The following is a 20,977-nucleotide window of genomic DNA, read 5'->3' on the forward strand; positions in this document are numbered from 1 at the left end:
AGATTTGTAATTAATTAGTTAAAATACTTGCGTTCATCTTAATTTTTCATCATTAATGAAGAATGAAAAATTAACAGAATAGCATAAATTTAGTTAATCTGATAGCAAATCAAACTAAAGAAGCAGCTGCTCAAGCGAATATAAAACAGGTTGAATTCAATAAGAACTTGAACCACAAGTTAAAGAATCACCTCTGTTTTTTCATCGTAATACGCCTGAGTAGATGCTTGGAAGAAAAAACAAAATGCGCTTCCATTTAAGTCGAAGATATAAGGAAGCGACCCAATACCAGAGTAAAATTGATAATTATTTCGACAGATACCTATGCATGCCAGACATGCTTTATACCAATTACGAATTATTGCCGGGCTTTTGCACGCCTGATGAAAGGCCTTTTTTTTCCAACCCACTTAATCTGTAAACGGTACATCATACAGTGTGCACCTTTAACTACTGAGGTAACATGCGTACGGTCTGTCCACAAGGTCATGGGTCAGCTTAAAGTTCCTCACCCTGCCAGCTTAATAACATTGTTTTTCAAAAACAAAATTGAGCAATTAGGGAATAGGCTGTTATCATTTCACCAGAATTATAGAGACCAGGATATTAATTTTCTGACTCCCTCTCTCTGCAGATTCAAGACGAATGCAAGATATGGGACCCGGAAAATTAACTTCATGGCAAGAAAACTGTAGAAATGATCATACGGCTATACTGAGCCTTACACTATCTCGATGTAAATGCATGCGCCCTAAATATGGGGTTATACATGGAAAAAATGCTAATCAATGCAATGCAAACAGAAGAAATTCGTGTTGCACTAATTAAAAACAATCAATTATTTGATCTGGACATTGAATGCCCGGGAGAAATAAAGAAAAAAGGTAATATTTATAAAGCCATTGTAACAAGAAGAGAACCCAGCCTTGATGCTGTTTTCGTTGAATATGGTTCCAAACGCCAAGGTTTCTTACCCCTAAAAGAAATAGCGCCTGAATACTTAAGCAAGAATCCGGAAGAGTTTGGAGATGAGAAACCTCCAATTACCAGCCTCATCCGTGAAGGTCAAGAATTACTTATCCAAGTGGATAAAGAAGAAAGAGGGAATAAAGGAGCAGCACTGACAACTTTTATTACCCTGGCAGGTTGCTACCTGGTTTTAATGCCCAATAACCCTCATTCGGGCGGAATATCAAGACGTATTGAAGGTGATGAGCGTGATGAATTACGCGAAACATTAAATGCTTTAACACTCCCTGAAGACATGGGCCTTATTATTCGCACTGCAGGTGTTGGAAAAAGTCTGGAAGAACTGCAAGATGACTTAAACATGCTTTGCAATCAGTGGCAATCCATCAAGGAAGCTTATAATTCAGAACTGGCACCTTGCCTGATTCATCAAGAGGGCGATGTCATTATTCGTTCCATTCGTGACAATTTGCGAAAATCCATCAGTGAAATTATTATTGATGATCAAATATCCTATATCAAAGCAAAACAATACATTGAACGCGTAAAACCAGAATTTTTACCTAATCTAAAACTCTATAACAGCAGCATCCCTCTTTTTAATTTCTATCAGATTGAAAGCCAAATTGAGACAGCTTATCAGCGCCAGGTCATGCTTCCTTCTGGAGGTGCCTTGGTCATAGATAGAACTGAAGCTCTGGTATCAATTGATATTAACTCAGCCAAGGCTACAGGCGGTGCCGACATTGAAGCGACTGCATTAAATACCAACCTTGAAGCAGCTGATGAAATTGCTCGCCAGCTTCGCCTGCGTGATTTAGGTGGTTTGGTAGTTATTGATTTTATTGACATGAGTTCTAGTAAAAATCAAAGAGAGGTAGAAAATCGACTCAAAGAAGCACTGCAGGCTGATAGGGCCAGAATTCAAGTAGGGCGAATTTCACGCTTTGGCCTTCTTGAAATGTCAAGGCAACGCCTCCGATTATCATTAGGAGAAACTGCCCAGGAAATTTGTCCACGTTGTGAAGGTAGAGGAACTGTACGCAGTATACAGTCTCATGGCTTATCAATTACCCGCCTTATCGAAGAAGAGGCGCTCAAGGAAAAAACAGCTGAAATTCAAGTGCAATTGCCACCAGAAATGGCTACATTCATTATGAATGAAAAACGTAATTTTATCAGGGACATTGAAAAAAGGCATGGTGTCAGTGTTGTTGTTATTGCGAATCCTTATATGCACCCTCCACAATATACGATTACTCGCCTGAAAGAAGACAACGTAGGCAAATCTAAAAAACCAAGTTACTCTTTGATTCAGCAACCTGAAGTACATGTTCCCAGCAGTGATAAAGAACCCGTGTCACATGATGAACCTGCTGTGAAATCATTTGCCGAACACAGGGTCATCAAACACCCTCAAACCAGTTTTATTAAACGATTATGGACTAGTTTATTTGGTGGTCATTCAGTTGCCCACACCGTAACTCAAGAACCCGGTAAAAAACATCATCGTGCTCAAAATCAAGGTAAACACGCATCGTCCAAAAGCTCAGGAGGAGACAAGCGTCAACAAGGCAGCAACGCAAATCGTAGACGTCGTTCAGGAGGAGGCCAGCAGCGTTCTTCATCAGGAAATACAAATGCTGCGGCCAGCACACATCAACAACGAAAAAAATCTAACGCAAATCAGCAAAGTCATGGCAGCCAACAAAGCAATCGTTCAATTCCTGCAAAAAATGAAGGCAACAAAAAAAGGGAAGCCATACTGGCTAAAGAGCCAGAGGAGAAATAGGCCGCCATATCAATTATTTGCCTATTCACCTTTTCAATAAGCACTTATCCGCACAGTCCAGTTAACTCTGGATTGTGCGGGTAAAACACAGCACTCTTTCTTGTCAGGATACCGATTTTAAAATTGTAACTATTCACGGGATATGCAAATTCTTCTGTTTATAAGCCTGATCATTTGAGTCGTCTTTCCCGCGAAGGCGGGAATCTATCCATAAAGCTAGTATATAGGTTAATTTTTAGATGGATTCCCGCCTTCGCGGGAAAGACAGAGGACTTAATATTCTTTGATTGCATATCCCTTAACCGGTTACTTAAAATTATAACCTTTAAAACAGCCTGATTCTTCTTCCTTAAATCCTTCTCTTAATTGACTAAAGCAATAGTTTGTCTATCTTCTACTACCTCTACTTTAGGCTGGGTGACTTTACCCTTGGGCGTACTATAGATTCCATGGGAAAGCAAACCTGAGTGGACAGGGTCATTACTGGGTTTCACATTCTCTTTGTCTACTATTCTTTCCAATTTATGCAAGCCCAATTTTTCCAAACGTTCAACCTGTTGTTCCTGACGCTTTAACAGTTCACTATAACGATCATTGCTTTGTCTTAATTCTTCTTTGACTTTTTTAAGTTCTTCTTCTGCCTTGCAAATTCGTTCAGCTACTTGATCAAAGCTGAGCTGTTTGTCATTCAGGAATCCATCCAGTTTCTTTTGAAAAGAAACACGTTGCTCTTCATCAGCAATGACCGTTCCAGTTAAAGTCTGGACTGTACCTTCCAACGTTTTCGCAACTGTTTTAGCTTTTTGAACTTCGAGACCCAACGACAGTCTGACTTCATGTAATTCAGCTATTTTTTCGGCTAACTGCAATTGGCTTTTTTCGTATTCCTTTCTAATTTTTGACAATTCCTTTTGATTTTTTTCCAATAAATCAGTTTGTTTTGTTGTAGATTCTTGAAGTTTTTTGACGGTTTGCTCCATTTCATTTGTATCTTTACGGAGCATTTTCTCAATTTCCATATATAATTCAACCTGAGCACTCAGTGATTCCACTTCATTGCCCAGCCTGTCAATGTTATCAGTTAATCTGAGGTTTTCATTCTTAAATTTCTCAATTTCTTCAGCAAATTTTTTGCGAATTGCATCCAATGCCTCAATCGTAATTTGTAACAGATCTGCCAAACCAAAAAGCCCTTCTTTTAATCGTTTGGCAATATTCACATTGCATGTATGGTGGTCGTCCAAAACAATTGCACCTGCGGTATAGGTTAGTCCTGTAACTCCCCCTATTACTAATAAGACGCCAATGTGCGCAAATAATCCTACTGCCAAAGTAGGCGCTGTCAGGACAAGGCCACCCGTGACTTTCTGCCACATAGGCAGTTCGCCCCAGGCTGACGCAGCGCGAGTAATCAGGCTAGGATTTTCCGCTATACTGTCTACTATTGATTCCAGGCTTTCTTTAACTTGGCTCAGTTGTTTTTGGGTATCGACGATTTGGGCAAGACTAGCGCTTTCAATTTCAGGAGTGCCAGTACTTGCTTTAGGATCCTTATCAGTACTGTCCAAGCTAGAAGTAGTGATTGTTGATTTGCTATCATGTTGGATCAATACTTGAAGCTCTGTTTCATTAGTAGCCATATTTACTCCTTACGATTAAAAATCTTCCTTAGATGTCCATTTTTAATCATAAATTATCAATAAGACAAGTAATTCTTGCATTTTTTGCAATTAAATTTTATTTTAATAAACCTACTACAAAAAAGATCTGAAAATTCAAATACTAAGTCAAAATGAGGCATTATCATCTTTTGACTTATTAATGTTCTTTATGAATTAATATTCTTCATGCAATATCAGATGACAAAATAATCTTTTCTTTTATTTAAAAATAAAAATTTGCCTTCACATGCAAATAAAACAATCAATTTGCCACAAAAATTATTTGTGTAACTTGTATCAAAAATTGATACAATCACGCATTAAAACATACAGTTCATTTTCAATTATTTAATAATGAACGTGAGTTATGGATAAGATAGGTCGTTATCTCCAATCGTTCGGGCTGAGGAGGCATTTATGCCGTCTCGAAGCCTTATATGGAATTTTAATGTTTCATACCAAGGCTTCGAGACGATGCTTAGGCATCTCCTCAGCCCGAACGAACCCTGCATATCGACTGCTTCTTATATAATCCTTATCCATAATTCATGTTAATGAGGAAGTTTCTCTAAATGACATTTCGCATTGGTCAACGCTGGATAAGTAATACCGAATCACAACTGGGTTTGGGCATTATTACTGAAGTAGATGGCAGACAAGTTTCTATCAGTTTCCCAGCTGCTGGGGAGGATAGAATTTATGCCATAGATAATGCGCCATTAAGCCGCATAGTCTATAAAACAGGTGAAGAAATACTTACCAATGATCAGCAAAGAATAAAAGTAACTTCCATCCAGGAACAAGATGGTGTTTTACTGTATACAGGAAATGACGACTTGGGAAATGTGGCTCAAGTTAGTGAGCTGGCACTTAATTGTTTTATCAAACTTAACTCCCCTCAACAAAGGCTCTTCAGCGGATTATTGGACAAACTAAATGCTTTTAAACTCAGAATTAAAACATTAGAGCATTTAGGCCGATTACAACAGTCAAAAGCAAGAGGCCTATTAGGTTCACGGACTAACCACCTTATCCACCAAATCTATATCGCTTATGAAGTTGCCCAAAGATTTGCTCCCAGAGTGATGCTTGCCGACGAGGTTGGATTGGGAAAAACCATTGAAGCGGGAATGATTTTGCATTATCAACTGCATACTGGCCGTGCCTCACGCGTATTAATCATTGTTCCAAATTCATTAATTCACCAATGGTTTGTCGAAATGTTAAGGAGGTTCAATCTGCATTTCTCTATCATTGGTCCAAATCAATACGATGCCATGCCATCCACACTTGATGAGTTGGAAGATAACGACAACCCTATCGAGCCAGCATCAGAAGATGGCAATCTGTTTGAAGGTGAACAACTGGTATTAACCAGCCTGGATTTCCTTATGGAAAATGAAACGGCACGTCAACAGGCATTAGCTGCGCAATGGGATCTTCTGGTAGTAGATGAGGCGCATCATCTTTATTGGTCGGAAGACTCACAAAGTCCCGAATACACGTTCATTGAAAAATTATCAGCTCGAAGCACAGGCCTGCTTCTTCTTACTGCGACTCCTGAACAAGTTGGAATGAAGAGTCATTTCGCTCGTCTTCGTCTACTTGATCCAGCACGCTTTTATGATTTTTCAGCCTTTGTAAATGAAGAAAAGCAATACCATGAAATTAATAAAATAGTTCAGGATCTCATGGATTATAAGGAAAAAAATGGCGTAGATGAGTTAAATCCCCAACTCCACTCTCATTTAAAACAACTCTTGGGTAAAGAAGCTCCTGCTGGCATTAATGCAACGATCAAAGAATTGCTTGATAGATTTGGCACAGGTCGAGTACTTTTTCGCAATACTCGTGCAGCGATTAAAGGATTTCCCGAAAGAAGAATACACCCTGTCGCATTAACATGCCCAGCGCTTTATTCCGAGATAATCAGAGAATCCAACTTAATCCATCTTTACCCTGAAACTTTGCTTAATAATGACTCCTGGATAGAGCATGACCCCCGAGTGCAATGGCTTGTTAACAAAATTAATGAATTACGTCCGGAAAAAATTCTGGTAATCTGCGCAAAGGCAAAAACAGCCATTAGTCTGGAACAGTATTTAAAATTAAGAACAGGCATTCGAAGTACTTTATTTCATGAAGGACTTACCATTATAGAGCGTGACAGAGCCGCCGCTTATTTTGCAGAACAAGAAAATGGTGCACAGGTTCTTGTTTGTTCCGAGATAGGAAGTGAGGGAAGAAACTTCCAGTTTTCCCATCATTTGGTTTTGTTTGATTTGCCATTAAACCCTGACCTTTTAGAGCAGCGTATCGGGCGTTTGGATCGTATTGGTCAAAATCATCCCATTGAAATTCATGTACCCTATTTAGCGGGTACCGCGCAGGAAAAGCTATTTCGCTGGTATCACGAAGGAATCAACATTCTTCAACAAAGCTGTTCTGTTGGCTTTTCAATTTTTGAAGTTTTTGAAAATCGGCTGACACCTGTTTTATCCAGTCCCCTACAGGATATTAGCGAGCAATCATTAGAGAAGCTTATTGCTGATACTCAATTGCATACCCAGCATATTAAGGAAGCCCTTAATGCAGGAAGAGATAGATTACTAGAATTAAACTCCTGTAATTACACTATAGGGAAAGAACTCATTGAAGCGATAGAAGCAGAAGAAAATTGCCTTGAACTTGAAAATTACATGTCGCAAGTGTATCAGGAGTATGGAATTGATCAGGAGTATCATTCCGAGAATGCCGAAATATTGCGCCCTGGTAACCACATGAAAACCGCTCATTTTCCTGGGCTAAAAGAAGACGGCATGACCGTCACTTATTCTCGCTCTAAAGCCCTTGTTCGGGAAGACATGGAGTTTTTAAGTTGGGAACACCCCATGGTTTACGACACTATGGAAATGATCCTGGAGTCAGAACTTGGCAACGCCACAGTGACTACTATTTCAATCAAAAGCATAAAACCGGGTACCCTCTTCCTGGAAACTTTTTATACCATTAATTCTTCCGCCCCTAAATACTTACAACTTGACCGATTTATTCCTTCATTGCCAATTCGAATTTTGATGGATACTACCGGTAAAAATTTATCAGGCATTTTAAGTTATGAGCAGCTTAATAATCTGTGCCAACCACTTAAACGTCATCTGGGTTACCCTGTTATTAAACAAGTTCGTGAAGAGATTGAATCCATTCTGCAACAAACCAACAAAATCGCAGAAGATCAGATGAAATTATTTATTGAAGAAGCAAAATCAACGATGGAGCTAACGACTTCTCAAGAAGTTAATCGACTGGAATCCTTGCAAAAAATTAATCCCGCCATTCGGGATGAAGAAATTGAGTTCTTTAAAAAGAAAATTTCAGAGAGTAATTACTTCATTAATAGCTCCACTTTAAAGCTTCAAGCGATTCGGGTTGTAATTAATGTCAGTTAGTTAATCATCCCTTGACAAATTGACACGATAATAAAAGAAATTGCTTGTCTTACAGGCTGGACGCTGATTTCACAAAATCAACAACTATTAGATTATTAACGGAAAATTTCTGTTTATAGGCCTGTCGCAACAGGATTGACGCCAATATTAGGATTAATCCCACAATCATCCAGAATTTTTAATAAATTATTTCCTTTACGGGTTAATCGTTTAATACAGTATTCTTCCAGATAACTGCTCAAAACATAATAATATTCGTCTAAAATCAAAATATTAAGAATTTTCTCCGCTCTTTCCAGATGACGCTTGTTAGCGTGATCACAAGCCTGAAACAAAATGCCTCCCAAGATTGCAGCAATACTTGCCTTACGTTCAGGACTGGCTAAATAAAATCGTTGTATGCATTCATCAAGAGCCCTGTCTTTATCCCACTCGACCCACTCATCATATAGTGATAAGGCCACATCAGGTTTAAAATTTTCTACGCTGGTCAGCTCCTGCATAGAATACGCGACTGGTACAACAGCTTGCACATTAGCCCACGAACAATTTCCACTAATTTGAGAACTAATTGGCATTTGAGCAAAAGGAAGCAGCCCCAATTGTTGATTAATCATTTGATGATAATATCGTCTGTTTTGTTTTTTATATAAAAAATCATGGATAAAATTGATTGTTAGTGCCTCTGGCCTGGTTATTCGGTAAATATTAACGCTTCCTTCTTGTAAGCTATTTTCACCTCTGTCAATTTTTGCCCACCACTGGTGATAACGGACAAAGCATAAGGCATGGCCACGACTCGCCGCAGGAAGAATCAGCATAGGGGCTTTTAACAAAGCAGCAATACGTTTGAAATGCTGTTCGCCAAGCCTGGGATGATGTTGATACTGCAACAGCTCTGCCGCATCAGTAAAAGCATCCATAATATTATGAATATATGGAAAATAATCCCTTAAATGCCGAGTCGAATAACTACTGATAAATCTCCGCAGAGAGTCTTTTACAACAGCAACAGTGAATTCCAAAATAAACCCTTCATAATCAAGTTCGATGAATTCGCCTTTCGCATTGACAATATCCACATCGCCTTGCAATTCAAATCGATGACCAATCAATTTGGCATTAATAAAATCAAGAGCAAAATCAAGCTTCGCGCCATGATGATATAACAACTGCTTTATTGCATCTTGGCCACGCAAAACCGGATAAACCAACACACAAAGACCATTACGAGTGTAGGCATTAGGATCAGCGCCGTAGGTTAATAAGAGTTTGGTCATATCCAAATCATTATTGTCCACTGCCCAATGTAATGGAGTGCGTCCTGTGACGTCTGGCTTGTTGATATCCACTTTGCGAGCAATTAACTGCTCTGCTATTTTAATTTGTCGTGTAATAGCACACTCTATGAGGGGAGTAAAACCATATTCATCGATATCATCCAAAGATTCCCCTGCACGCAGATAAGCATCAAAATCAGGCATTCTATGACTGATAATATCGTTTGCAATACTCATTTAGGGCCCCCGGGGGGTAGGTGCTGTAGTAAATTTTGGCATATTGCCTAAGCGTAATTGTTTTTCTTTATCCTGTTCTCTTCTCTCATTATCAAACTCCCTTCTTGCTTCTGTATTAAGCGGCGGTTCAGGGTTTAAATTAGGATCTATTCCATCAAAACGCTGACTATTCAATTCAGGGTGTTGCAATATATTGTTTTGTAACTCCCCCTCGGGAGCAACCTTGATTTCTTCTTCAGGGTGTTCACGCGCTTTAACAGAAGCAAACCTTCTCTCTCCCTGCTGTTCAGCCAAACGTCTTCGTCTTTCCATTGCTTTTGTTTCAGCCACCAGGAAAGTACTTTCACTGCGATTGGAAGGCAATCGTGTGGGTAACTCAACATGAAACACTGAGCCCAACAAGACATAAACAGCTGCAGAACCACCATCCTTGGGTTTGGCGCTATGAAATGCCAATACCTCATTGATCTGAGGCAACCACCGATTCACCAGATTTTTCATTAAAGGCGGTTTGTCCTGAGAATTATCCGCGCCATGAATAATTAGAACGCATTGTTTGTTATTTTTTATTTGAGTTTGGATAAATTGATATAAGCTCTTACGAGCAGATTCAACGTTTAAACCTTTTAAATCCAGTTCCGCTTCCCAGGGAGTTTTTCCATTTTTTAAATCATTGAAGCTTTTTGATGATAAATTGGGTCGAGAGTAAGACAATACAGTACTCGCGAGCACTATTTCTTCGATCTCATCGGATAAATAATATTCTTTCGCCATCTTTTTCAAAATTTAACAGTCATAATAGAAGTATAACTTAGGATATAAAAAGTATGGCATTTTTTCTAATATAACCTGCATGACCTTATGGGGGCATACAGGTTTTCTATCAAGATACTGGACCTATGCTATTGCGGGGTCGGAGCTTCACAGAAACTCTTTTTGCAGTATTTCAGCAATTTGTACCGCGTTAGTTGCCGCACCTTTGCGAATGTTATCCGCGACTATCCACAAATTGAGTCCACAAGGATGAGAAATATCCTGTCTTATGCGCCCTACAAAAACATCATCATGCCCGACTGCATTCTTAATTGCTGTGGGATAACTTGCTTTAGAAAGATTATCCACTACAGTAACGCCGGGTGCCTTTGCCAAAAGCGCGCGAGCATCGTCAGCCGTCAAAGGCTTTTTTAACTCCAGATGAACCGCTTCAGAATGCCCATAAATAACAGGAACCCTGACGGCTGTAGGGTTAACCATAATGCTGTCATCTTCCATAATCTTGCGGGTTTCCCAGACCATCTTCATCTCTTCTCGGGTATAACCATTGTCTTCGAACTGATCAATATGAGGAAGCGCATTAAAAGCAATTTGCTGAGGATAAACTTGAACATTAGCTGGTCTCCCATTTAAAAGATCGCCTACCTGAGCAACCAGCTCGCTGATGGCTTTTTTGCCAGTCCCGGAAACAGACTGGTAAGTCGCCACATTAATACGACTAATACCAACAGCGTCATAGATTGGCTTTAGGGCAACGACCATCTGAATGGTAGAGCAATTAGGGTTAGCAATAATGCCTCTTTTAGTATAATCAGCGATTCGATGAGGATTCACTTCAGGGACAACAAGAGGAATATCATCCTCATAACGAAAACAGGAGGTATTATCAACCACCACGCACCCAGCAGCTACAGCTTTTGGCGCATATTCTTTTGAAACAGCGCCGCCTGCAGAGAATAAAGCAAGATCGACTTTGCTAAAATCAAATTCTGCTAAATCCAAAACATCCAATTCCTGATCTCTAAAAGTCACTGTCTTACCTACTGAGCGAGAACTCGCTAATGGGTAAAGGGACTTAATTGGAAAGTTTCTTTCTTCCAAAACGGTTAAAAAGGTTTCTCCAACAGCGCCGGTGGCACCTACGATAGCTACATTCAAATGTCTGCTCATTATGACCTCATCTTACCATCAATTAACAATGTGCTAGTCAAGTACAGTTCCTGCTTGCGAAGCAGAAAACGGACTACGATATGGCTATATTTTGAAACGTTATAATTTATTATTTACACTGTGCTTTATGCCGTAAATAATGATCCATTAACACCAAAGCCATCATTGCCTCTGCAATTGGCACAGCCCTTATCCCCACGCAGGGATCATGACGCCCTTTGGTTACTACAGTAACCTCTTCACCTTCAGTATTAATGGTCTGACCTGGAGTTGTGATGCTTGAAGTTGGCTTTAAAGCGATGCTCACTTCGATGGGTTGCCCTGTCGCTATGCCTCCTAAAATACCACCGGCATGATTACTCAAGAATCCCTTGGCAGTCATCTGATCTCTATGATGACTTCCTAACTGCTCCACTGCATTAAAACCAGCTCCAATTTCAACACCTTTAACAGCATTAATTGACATCATTGCATAAGCAAGAGTAGCGTCCAGTTTATCAAATACAGGGTCTCCCAATCCTGTTGGCACTCCCCGTGCCAGTATCTTTACCCGAGCACCAACGGAATCACCCTGGCGTCTTAAACGATCTACATAATCAGCCAGCTCCTGAATTTGCTTATTATTAGGACAAAAAAAGGGATTTTTATTGATTTCATTTTCATTTTCAAACTGTAACTTCAAATCGCCCATTTGTTGTAAATAACCAATAATATCCAAGTTTAAATAACGCTTTAAATACAATCTGGCAATAGCACCGGCAGCGACTCGTGCGGCTGTCTCACGAGCGGAAGAACGGCCTCCCCCTCTATAATCTCTATGCCCATATTTATAATGATAGGTAAAATCAGCATGTCCTGGACGGAACAAATTTTTAATGTCTTCATAATCCCGGGAACGCTGATCAGTATTCTGTATCAGCAATGCAATGGGAGCTCCTGTCGTTTTCCCATCAAATACACCAGAAAGAATCTGTACCTTATCTTCCTCTCGTCTCTGGGTAGTATATTTGGATTGACCCGGCTTACGTTTGTCTAAAAAAGGTTGGATATCTGCTTCAGTTAAAGACATGCCGGGAGGACAACCATCGACTACACATCCGATAGCAGGACCGTGGCTTTCACCAAAGGTTGTTACAGTAAATAACGCTCCAAAGGTATTCCCTGACATGCCTTACTCGCTTATTTAAAATAGTCTTCTAATTGCTGTTTTGTTAATAAAAACACCCCTTGCCCGCCGTTGCTCATTTCAAGCCAGGTAAAAGGAACCATAGGATAAGTCTCGCATAAAGCCTCTTCACTATTACCTACTTCCACTACCAAAATCCCATGTTCACTTAAATAAGCATGAGCATTCTTTAAAATTTTTTCAATAATAGCCAAGCCATTATTTCCTGTTTCCAATGCCAAAACCGGTTCATGGCGGTATTCATCCGGCAGGGTCTGCATCTCTTCCTTCCCCACATAAGGAGGATTGCTCACGATCAAATCATATTGTTTACCTGACAGTGCCGTAAAACAATCCGATTCAATCAGTGCCAATTGATCGCCTACATCATGACGTTCACAATTGATAGTAGCGACAGCCAATGCTTGATTTGAAATATCCACAGCATCCACCTGAGCCTCAGGGAATGCATAACAACAGGCAATCGCTATACAACCACTCCCGGTACATAAATCCAAAACATGATGCACTCGTTCTGCTTCTATCCAAGGGGAAAATTGATTATTGATTAACTCTCCTATTGGTGATCTGGGTATAAGCACTCGTTCGTCAACATAAAAAGGCAAATCGCAAAAATAGGCTTCCTTAATTAAATAAGGTACGGGTACTCTTTGATTAATTCGTTTATCCAATTGATTACAAAGATGTTTGCGTTCACTGGTTGTTAAACGTGCATTCAACAAAAAAGGGTCAACATCATATGGTAAAGACAAGCTTCTCAATATCAGGGATCTCATGTCATCCCAAGCATTGTCAGTTCCGTGGCCATAAAATAATTGCGCGTTTTCTGCACAAGACAAACTAAACCGTAAAAAATCCAGAATAGTAACCAGTTCTTCTGTTTCCTTGCTAAAATAACTACTCACAAGCGTATCAACCATAACCATAGAAAAAGTACAAATTGTACACTAAATTAAAATCTATGTCCTGTATTCTTTGTTAAGGGGTGCGATTTAAGACGCCCCTTCGCATGGCTCGATTTTCACCTAACCTAAAGAATTACTTCAAATTAAGTTATAATTAAATATATTCTTTTGATGCCTGTTAAAAAATGACTGATGATTTCCTGTCTGATGAGGATAAAGCTCTATTTCGTCATCATATGCGTTCTGTAAAACCATTAAACGAAAAAACAAAACGCGTAAAAAACCCCACGCAACCCACTCATGAAAAAAAAACCACAACTTTCAAGAGTCAGCCCGTACCCAAAGAAGAATATTTTTTATCTGATTTTATTCGTGACACTGTTCAACCCGATACTATTTTATCTTTTTCAGAACCAGGCATTCCCAATCAGAGATTCCGTGCACTAAAAAACGGACAAATTCCATGGGAGGCCAAGCTGGATTTACATGGATTAAAAGCTGAAGCAGCTCGCCAAGCGCTTTATGATTTTATCCAGACTCAGTCACTCAATAATAAACGCTGCTTACTCATTATTCACGGCAAAGGAGGCCATCAAGGCGCTCCCCCGGTAATAAAAAACCTAATCAATCGCTGGCTGCCACAATTTAGTCAAGTTCTGGCGTTCCACAGCGCTCTTCCAAAGGATGGAGGATTGGGAGCTGTGTACGTCTTATTAAAAAGAAACAGAGAAAAGGATGAACAGGGCAATTACTAGTAACACTTTACTTGCGTTAAAGCAGTAATCTTAGGATAATTCGTCAAATTAAAAAATATCTTGAGTACAGCTATGGAAAAATTAGGTCAGTTCATCATCAATCATTGGCAACTCTGGCTCGCCTTTGTTGTGGTTGTATTTTTAATTTTCATTAATGAAATACTCTCTCAAAGAAAGAAAGCCAAAGAAGTTTCACCGCAATCCCTGGTTGATTTAATGAACAATGGAAATGCCATCGTAATCGACATACGCGACAAAGAATCATTCAAAAATGGCCATATCATTAATTCAATGAACGTAAATCCTGATGATTTTGAACAACAAAAAATGAGCAAGTACAAAGATAAACCCATTATCCTGGTCTGCGCACGAGGCTTACAATCTCCAACCCTAGCCATGAAAATCCGCAATCAAGGTTACCAACCCCTGGTTTTGAGTGGAGGAATTCAAGCCTGGCAAAATGCTGATCTTCCTTTAGTGAAGGGTAAATAAACAGATGAATGAAGTCATACTCTACACTACAGGCTATTGTCCTTATTGCATCAAAGCAAAAGAACTACTAGATAGAAAAAAGGTTATCTATACCGAAATCCGCGTCGATTTACAGCCTGAATTACGTGAAGAAATGATACAAAAAAGTGGCCGGCGTACAGTGCCTCAAATTTTCATTAATGGCCAGGCAATTGGTGGCTGCGATGATTTATATGCCCTGGAAGCCCAGGGAACATTAAATGAACTTTTAAAAAAATAGGAATAAAACATGACTGAACAACTGAATACCAATCAGCAAAATGATGAAGCTCAATTCATGATTCAACGAATCTATATCAAAGATTTATCCTATGAAACACCAAATACACCGGCTGTTTTTCAACAACAATGGGAACCAGAACTCAAACTGGATCTCAATACAACGACTACTCAACTGGATAAAAACGTTTATGAGGTGGTTTTAACTGTTACAGCCACTGTGATGAATCAAAAAACCACAGCATTTTTGGTTGAAGTAAAGCAAGCGGGCATCTTTACTATCCAAGGCGCCGCAGCAAGTCAGTTGGACCACTTGCTTCATAGCTTTTGCCCCAGCATCCTGTTCCCCTATGCTCGTGAAGCAATTACCTCGCAAGTCATTCGTGGCAGCTTCCCCCAATTAGTACTCGCACCGATTAATTTTGATGCTTTATATATGCAGCAGCTGGAAGAAAAACAAAAAGCAACTGGAGCTAAAGACGAGACTGTTTCTCACTAAGATGAATAAAAAAACCATTGCCATGTTAGGTGCCGGCTCCTGGGGCACTGCTGTCGCAATTCATTTAGCTAAAATAGGGCATAAAACGCTGCTGTGGAGTCATAATCCACAGCATGTTGCCCTCATGGCTGAACAGCATTCAAATCCAGCTTACCTTCCTGGTATACCTTTTCCAGAGAATTTGATTCCTTCTGATAATTTAATTGAATGCGTTCAATCAGCGGATTATGTCATCATAGCAGTTCCTTCTCATGCCTTTGCGGAAATAATCAATAAAATCCCTAAACCAACCCAAGGATTGGCGTGGCTTACGAAGGGTGTTGATCCAGCGAGTCATGAATTATTAAGCCAACTGGTTGCCAGTCGATTTGGGGTTGATTTTCCCATAGCAGTTATTTCAGGCCCATCGTTTGCCAAAGAAGTGGCTCGCTTCCTGCCTACAGCTCTCACTTTGGCTAGTAACAATACGAACTATCAAAAAAAAATGCATCAACTATTTCATCACGACAACATTCGTGTCTATTTAAGTGATGATTTAATAGGTGTGCAATTATGTGGCGCTGTTAAAAATATCCTGGCGATAGCCTGTGGAATCAGTGATGGCTTAGGGTATGGCGCTAATGCCAAGGCAGCGCTTATTACCCGTGGACTTGCTGAAATGACTCGTTTGGGATTAAGCATGGGAGCACGGCAAGATACTTTTCTAGGCTTGGCTGGTGTAGGGGACTTGGTATTGACTTGTACAGATGATCAATCGCGCAATCGCCGCTTTGGATTGCTCTTGGGTCGTGAAGTGCCTATTCCTGAAGCCGAACACCAAATTGGCCAAGTAGTTGAAGGGAAACACAATGCCGCTCAAATTTGCGCTATAGCCAACAAAAATAAGGTGGAAATGCCAATTTGTGAGCAAATTAATGCGCTATTGCATGGTATTGTTCATGCCCAAGAGGCCGTGAACAACTTAATGAGTCGTCCCGCCAAGGAAGAATAACCTTTGCCCTTGCAAAGAATCATATTAAATTAGGTTTAGTGCACCAGGACACCAGGACGCAGGTGATACTGGTGGATTGTCGACATTAACCCATAGCATCAATCAATTCAATATCACTCAAACTCAATTGCTCACCTAAAAATATCTCGCCTACCTTCTGGAACCTATTGATAGAATCTGTTACCAAATAGTTGATTCTGGGGGGAGCTTCCAAATTGTCATTGTGCAGATTTTGATTTTGCAATAATTCATAAAGAGAAATTGCAGTCGCCTGAGCAGAATCGACAATTGCGACATCTTTTGGCAATAAGCTGGATAGCAAGGGTTTAAATACTGGAAAATGAGTGCACCCCAATAACACAGCATCTTCATCCGAAAAATCGTCGAGATAATGCTTCAATGCCTCACGAGCAACTGCATTAGTCACCATACCTTCCTCTGCCAAGGCGACTAAAACACTACATGCCCGACTACTGACAACTGCCTCAGGCAAATTCTTTATGATCAAATCATGATAGGCTCTGGAAGCAATGGTTGTTTCTGTAGCCAGAACAGCAATACGATGATTTTTGGTAGCTGACACAGCAGCGGCTGCACCAGGTGCCACCACACCCAGAACCGGAATATCGGTTAACATGCTCTGTAAATGAGGTAAGGCAGCCGTCGTTGCAGTATTACAGGCAATGACTAAAGCTTTTATGCGGCGCTCAACCAAAATTTTTGCCATTTGCATAGCATATTGTTTGACTGTGTCAGGGCTTTTTGTGCCATAAGGTAAACGGGCGGTATCTCCCAAATAAACAAAAGATTCATGAGGTAATTTATCCCGCAGAGCCCTTAAAACCGTAAGTCCCCCCATGCCTGAATCGAATACACCAATAGCCAAATCCTTGTTAGAGTTCAATTGATTACTCCTTCTTGTCATTTGTTTCCTGGCTCTCTTATTTGGCAAAATAGCTTCGTTCTACCAAAAATGAGAGCCAAAGTCATTATTATTTACTTACGCATCCCTGTACTCGGACTTTCAGGAGCAGGTCCTTCTTGTTCAATGGTTCTTTCAGTTGTTTTATGCACCGGATTCAGTTCCTTCTTCATCTTGCTTTGTTTATCAGTAATCTCTTGTACTTTGGAATCCACTTTTTCTCTTTCTTTCTGAGGACTAAATTTCTCATCAGTCATTTGTTGCATATGTTTTATTTTAGACTGTATGATATTCTGGGTCTCTGTTAATCCTGTGTTAGTAAATACCTGACTATATAATGAATTGCTGCTAAATCCCCACAACCGTCCTTTCACATTATCCGGATGGAATACTGCAGAATTCACCTCAATCGCATCACGGTTAAACTTGAATTTTGGATTCTTTTCACCAAGGATCACCAGGGCTGTGTACAAATATTCCAGTTCTTCGGGATTAGATCCGCGTAATCGTATCGGTTTATCCTTGGTTGGCGGACTATCCAGACTCGCTAAAATATCAGCCGCCATCGCCATGGAAAAATTGACTTTAGCTTCTACCAGAGGATCTCCACTTGGAGGGTTTGGAGGTGGAACTTGGGTCGGGAATTGTAAAATCTCAAATTTACTTCCGGGAACCTTGCTTATTTCTCCTTTTTTGCTCGTTACTTGATCAGGAACATTGTTATCCTGAGTATACCGTCCTATCGTTTCCACAGGAGCACCGGATTTCGGTGCTGTTTTATGAGATACATCAACGACAACAATCTGCCCTTCCGGTATTTTTTCACCAACAAGAAATTCTTGTATCCTTCCGTTAGACCCAGTAGTAGCGGTTGTACTCGATCTCAGAGAAGGATTAGGAACATTGGGTAATGGCGGTATCTGATCACGTGAAACAGGAGGATGGCGTTTGATACCCTCAGAATTGTAGTAGTAATGCATCTTCCCTTTGGCTGCCACATCCACTTCTTTTACAATAGTCTCTAACTTTCCTTGTATTTTTTTATAAAAATCCAAATCCTCGCGCACCGCACTCAATTCGGCTTCCAAATCAGTACGCAACTTTTTGATTTCCGCTTTTTGCTCCAGGGTCAAGCCAGCGGCCTTAAATTCACCTTCTTTGGGCAGACTCTTCAAATGACCTTCGAGAGCGACTACCTGACGCCTTAATTGATCAACAACCAGTCCACAATCCCTGGACAAACCTTCGTATCTTTCTTTCATTTGAGCTGCTTTCGATCTGGCGGTACCCTGAAAGGTTGGATTGTATAAATGAACCGGATCGATATCATTGATAAACTTTAACTTATCTGCGTTTGTTCTTATTGGTCCTGTGATTCCTTTAATAGACTCTAATTCAGTACTCAGAGCTTTGATTGCTGTCATCACATGAGCTGGATTGGTATCTAATAGTTCCTGTTTTCTGAGATCATTTTTTATCTCGTTAAATACAGTTGGTGTAAGTTCCCGCAACAAATCGTCTTTAAATTTTTTATTTGCCGGATTAGTTGGATTTTCTCCAAATAATGTATCAGCATAATCTTGAGGAGTTTCGCTATCCTTCAGAGGACGTAAAAACCGATTGACTATATCTTTGGAAAAGGTGACAGGTTTCTCTATACTCAACAGGACAGCTAATAATTTTTTATTACCTGAATTAGAAGTACTGTTGTATTCAGCATATATATGTTGGTTATGTTGTTGCTGCTTACTCATCTCATCTTTTCGAGGAGTTGAGCTGGTAAAAGCTCTGCCATCATCGTTTAAATTAAATGCATTATAAAAATCTTTTTGATTTACCGAGCCAGATTGAGTTTTAATCGCATCAATCAAGATTTTATAGTCGGTGGCCTGGGTATAGGTATTGGGGTTAGAATTGGCGGTGGTTAATGCCTGATTAATAGCAGCAACTTGCTTATCATTTAAAGTGATTTCGGGTTTAAAATTAGCCAAAACCCTGGCTACCTCGGCATTGTGAATAGCCCTAAATCCCTCGAGTCTTTTATTCTCTGTCAAGAGCTCTGCAATGCCGGATGCGTTTTTCCCAAGGTAATGTTCTGCTACATGAGATTCATAAGCGTTCATTAAATGGCGTAATTGTTGTGGCTTGGCCAAAATCTCTCTTTGTTTTTCGACTGGAAGCTTAGTTAATGTGCTCATTAATTTCGAATGGGCCCCGCTGCCTAAAGAAGACACTCTATTTATTTCAAGTTCAAACTGGCGAGCTCTTGCCCATTGCTTCATATCTTTCAAATCGGTGTCTTTCACCCAATCCGCTGGAGTAATACCTAACTTCCCGAGTACCTCTTTAAATTTATCCAAATTTTTAGCCCCGTCTAATGCTTTTAAAGCATCCAAGGCCTTTAAATTTGTTTCATCCTTGATATTATTAATAAAGCTCTTCATCATATTTTTTTTGAGCGAGCCTAAATTTTCTTCTGTCACCGCTTTATCAATGTAGTCATGGGGTCCCAAGAGGGCAGGTTTTTTTAATTCAGTAATCAATGCATTGGCATCTTTAGCATTGAGAGCATCCTTGAGATTTTGGGTGCCTGATGATAAAACCGCTTGAAGATAACGAGCTCCCAATACTCCTTGGGCTCTCTCCCATTCCGACTCCGGTAAGTACGTTTTATAAGGTTCATCCAAACTGTTTTTAAACCCTGCAGCTGTCGTACTTTCTAACCCGTTTTTTTTGGCTAATAGCGCATTGTGAGATAATGATTGGACATAACTATCAAATCCTCTCTTGGCAGCTTCCTGTTCTAGTTTTTCAACCCTTTCTTCCAGAGCATCAACTACTTCTCTACTCAAAAACAATACCCCGTTTCCTTCAGTAGGAAAACCCAAGGCATTCGCAGCACGTTCAGCCTCGGGTTTACTCATGGCATCACGCAAATCCTTTAATAATTGAGTATTTCCAGAACTGTTAATCAATTTAAGCAATAACAAGTCACGAGCTTGTTCTTTAATTCTTTTGATCGCTTCATCAGATAAAACACCAGTAGATTTGTTAATAGCTTTCGGAGGAATTGTCGGGGTATATTCTTCTTTTAACCAACCATGCACATTTCCTTCACTAAAATTACCCAAACCAGGCTTTTTGGATTCGATATAAGCCCTACACTCTTCAGGATTGTTTTTTAAAATAGCAACTAAAGTGTCTGTATCTGATTTTTCTAACCCGAGTTTGACTCGTTGTTCTGCAGCAAATTGATGTAATTTTTGAAAATTATAGGTTGGATCTGTAGAATTTAAAAAATCATCTGATTTCAAATATTGTTTTCTACTCTTACCAAAAAAACGCCCTTCATTAAACTCCATCAAGCTAGGATCATGCTCATCCCAGAACTCCTGATGCTCAGCTACTATCTTTCTAAAAGCTTCAGGATCAGAGGGATCAGTTTTCAATATATCATCTAAAACTTTTGCAAGCTCATTACGAAGAGTTTCATCATTTTTTGCTGATTCCGCAATTTCTTCCAGCGCATCAAAAAATTCTTTATTTTTGGCCATACGGATGTACTCCTCGAGAATCATTATGTGTTCATTTTAAGCCAAAAAACTTAAGTTATCCTTAAATTTTGCCGATATTAATA

General features: G+C 39.8%; 15 protein-coding genes. 7 read left to right on the forward strand and 8 right to left on the reverse strand.

Annotation, left to right across the window (positions count from 1 at the left end; genetic code table 11):
* Positions 1-769 precede the first annotated feature (769 nt).
* Positions 770-2,761, forward strand: coding sequence for an Rne/Rng family ribonuclease (locus tag LPG_RS11535; RefSeq protein ID WP_015444149.1), 1,992 nt, complete (start codon positions 770-772; stop codon positions 2,759-2,761).
* Between the two features lie 362 nt (positions 2,762-3,123).
* Here LPG_RS11535 and legC7 read toward each other — a convergent pair whose 3' ends face one another.
* On the reverse strand, positions 3,124-4,401 hold the full coding sequence (legC7, locus tag LPG_RS11540; RefSeq protein WP_010948004.1) for a Dot/Icm T4SS effector LegC7/YlfA: 1,278 nt from the start codon (positions 4,399-4,401) through the stop codon (positions 3,124-3,126).
* 593 nt (positions 4,402-4,994) lie between these two features.
* Between legC7 and rapA the strand changes: the two genes are divergently transcribed.
* Positions 4,995-7,871 carry an RNA polymerase-associated protein RapA gene (gene rapA / locus LPG_RS11545; protein WP_010948005.1) on the forward strand — a complete coding sequence of 959 codons (2,877 nt, stop codon included), beginning with the start codon at positions 4,995-4,997 and terminating at the stop codon, positions 7,869-7,871.
* Between the two features lie 113 nt (positions 7,872-7,984).
* Here rapA and ankH read toward each other — a convergent pair whose 3' ends face one another.
* The 5 genes from ankH to prmB all read right to left on the reverse strand — a co-directional run bounded on the left by ankH (position 7,985) and on the right by prmB (position 13,444).
* Positions 7,985-9,388 (reverse strand): Dot/Icm T4SS effector AnkH/LegA3, encoded by a 1,404-nt coding sequence (ankH, locus tag LPG_RS11550; protein ID WP_010948006.1) that lies wholly within the window; start codon positions 9,386-9,388, stop codon positions 7,985-7,987.
* Complete coding sequence (locus tag LPG_RS11555) at positions 9,389-10,162, reverse strand: Smr/MutS family protein (RefSeq protein ID WP_015444147.1); 774 nt, start codon at positions 10,160-10,162, stop codon at positions 9,389-9,391.
* 147 nt (positions 10,163-10,309) lie between these two features.
* The gene (locus LPG_RS11560; protein WP_010948008.1) at positions 10,310-11,332 is read right to left on the reverse strand and encodes an aspartate-semialdehyde dehydrogenase; all 1,023 of its coding nucleotides are present in this window, start codon (positions 11,330-11,332) and stop codon (positions 10,310-10,312) included.
* A gap of 109 nt (positions 11,333-11,441) precedes the next feature.
* The gene (aroC, locus tag LPG_RS11565; protein WP_010948009.1) at positions 11,442-12,500 is read right to left on the reverse strand and encodes a chorismate synthase; all 1,059 of its coding nucleotides are present in this window, start codon (positions 12,498-12,500) and stop codon (positions 11,442-11,444) included.
* 11 nt (positions 12,501-12,511) lie between these two features.
* Complete coding sequence (gene prmB / locus LPG_RS11570) at positions 12,512-13,444, reverse strand: 50S ribosomal protein L3 N(5)-glutamine methyltransferase (RefSeq protein WP_010948010.1); 933 nt, start codon at positions 13,442-13,444, stop codon at positions 12,512-12,514.
* 164 nt (positions 13,445-13,608) lie between these two features.
* On the opposite strand from prmB, the gene LPG_RS11575 reads away from it, so the two are divergent.
* From LPG_RS11575 to LPG_RS11595, 5 genes are all read left to right on the forward strand, one after another.
* A complete protein-coding gene (locus LPG_RS11575; protein WP_010948011.1) occupies positions 13,609-14,178 on the forward strand; it encodes a Smr/MutS family protein in 570 nt (189 codons plus the stop codon).
* A 72-nt stretch (positions 14,179-14,250) separates the two neighbouring features.
* The gene (locus LPG_RS11580) at positions 14,251-14,670 is read left to right on the forward strand and encodes a rhodanese-like domain-containing protein (RefSeq protein ID WP_010948012.1); all 420 of its coding nucleotides are present in this window, start codon (positions 14,251-14,253) and stop codon (positions 14,668-14,670) included.
* Positions 14,671-14,674: 4 nt separating this feature from the next.
* The gene (grxC, locus tag LPG_RS11585; RefSeq protein ID WP_010948013.1) at positions 14,675-14,929 is read left to right on the forward strand and encodes a glutaredoxin 3; all 255 of its coding nucleotides are present in this window, start codon (positions 14,675-14,677) and stop codon (positions 14,927-14,929) included.
* A 9-nt stretch (positions 14,930-14,938) separates the two neighbouring features.
* A complete protein-coding gene (secB, locus tag LPG_RS11590; RefSeq protein WP_010948014.1) occupies positions 14,939-15,427 on the forward strand; it encodes a protein-export chaperone SecB in 489 nt (162 codons plus the stop codon).
* A gap of 1 nt (position 15,428) precedes the next feature.
* Positions 15,429-16,418 carry an NAD(P)H-dependent glycerol-3-phosphate dehydrogenase gene (locus LPG_RS11595; RefSeq protein WP_015444146.1) on the forward strand — a complete coding sequence of 330 codons (990 nt, stop codon included), beginning with the start codon at positions 15,429-15,431 and terminating at the stop codon, positions 16,416-16,418.
* Between the two features lie 85 nt (positions 16,419-16,503).
* Here the strand turns inward: LPG_RS11595 and murI are convergent, their stop codons facing one another.
* Both murI and ceg28 read right to left on the reverse strand, forming a co-directional pair.
* A complete protein-coding gene (gene murI / locus LPG_RS11600) occupies positions 16,504-17,343 on the reverse strand; it encodes a glutamate racemase (protein ID WP_015444145.1) in 840 nt (279 codons plus the stop codon).
* A gap of 71 nt (positions 17,344-17,414) precedes the next feature.
* Positions 17,415-20,918, reverse strand: coding sequence for a Dot/Icm T4SS effector Ceg28 (gene ceg28 / locus LPG_RS11605; protein ID WP_010948017.1), 3,504 nt, complete (start codon positions 20,916-20,918; stop codon positions 17,415-17,417).
* Positions 20,919-20,977 lie beyond the last annotated feature (59 nt).

The sequence above is a fragment of the Legionella pneumophila subsp. pneumophila str. Philadelphia 1 genome, from assembly GCF_000008485.1.
GTDB lineage: Bacteria > Pseudomonadota > Gammaproteobacteria > Legionellales > Legionellaceae > Legionella > Legionella pneumophila.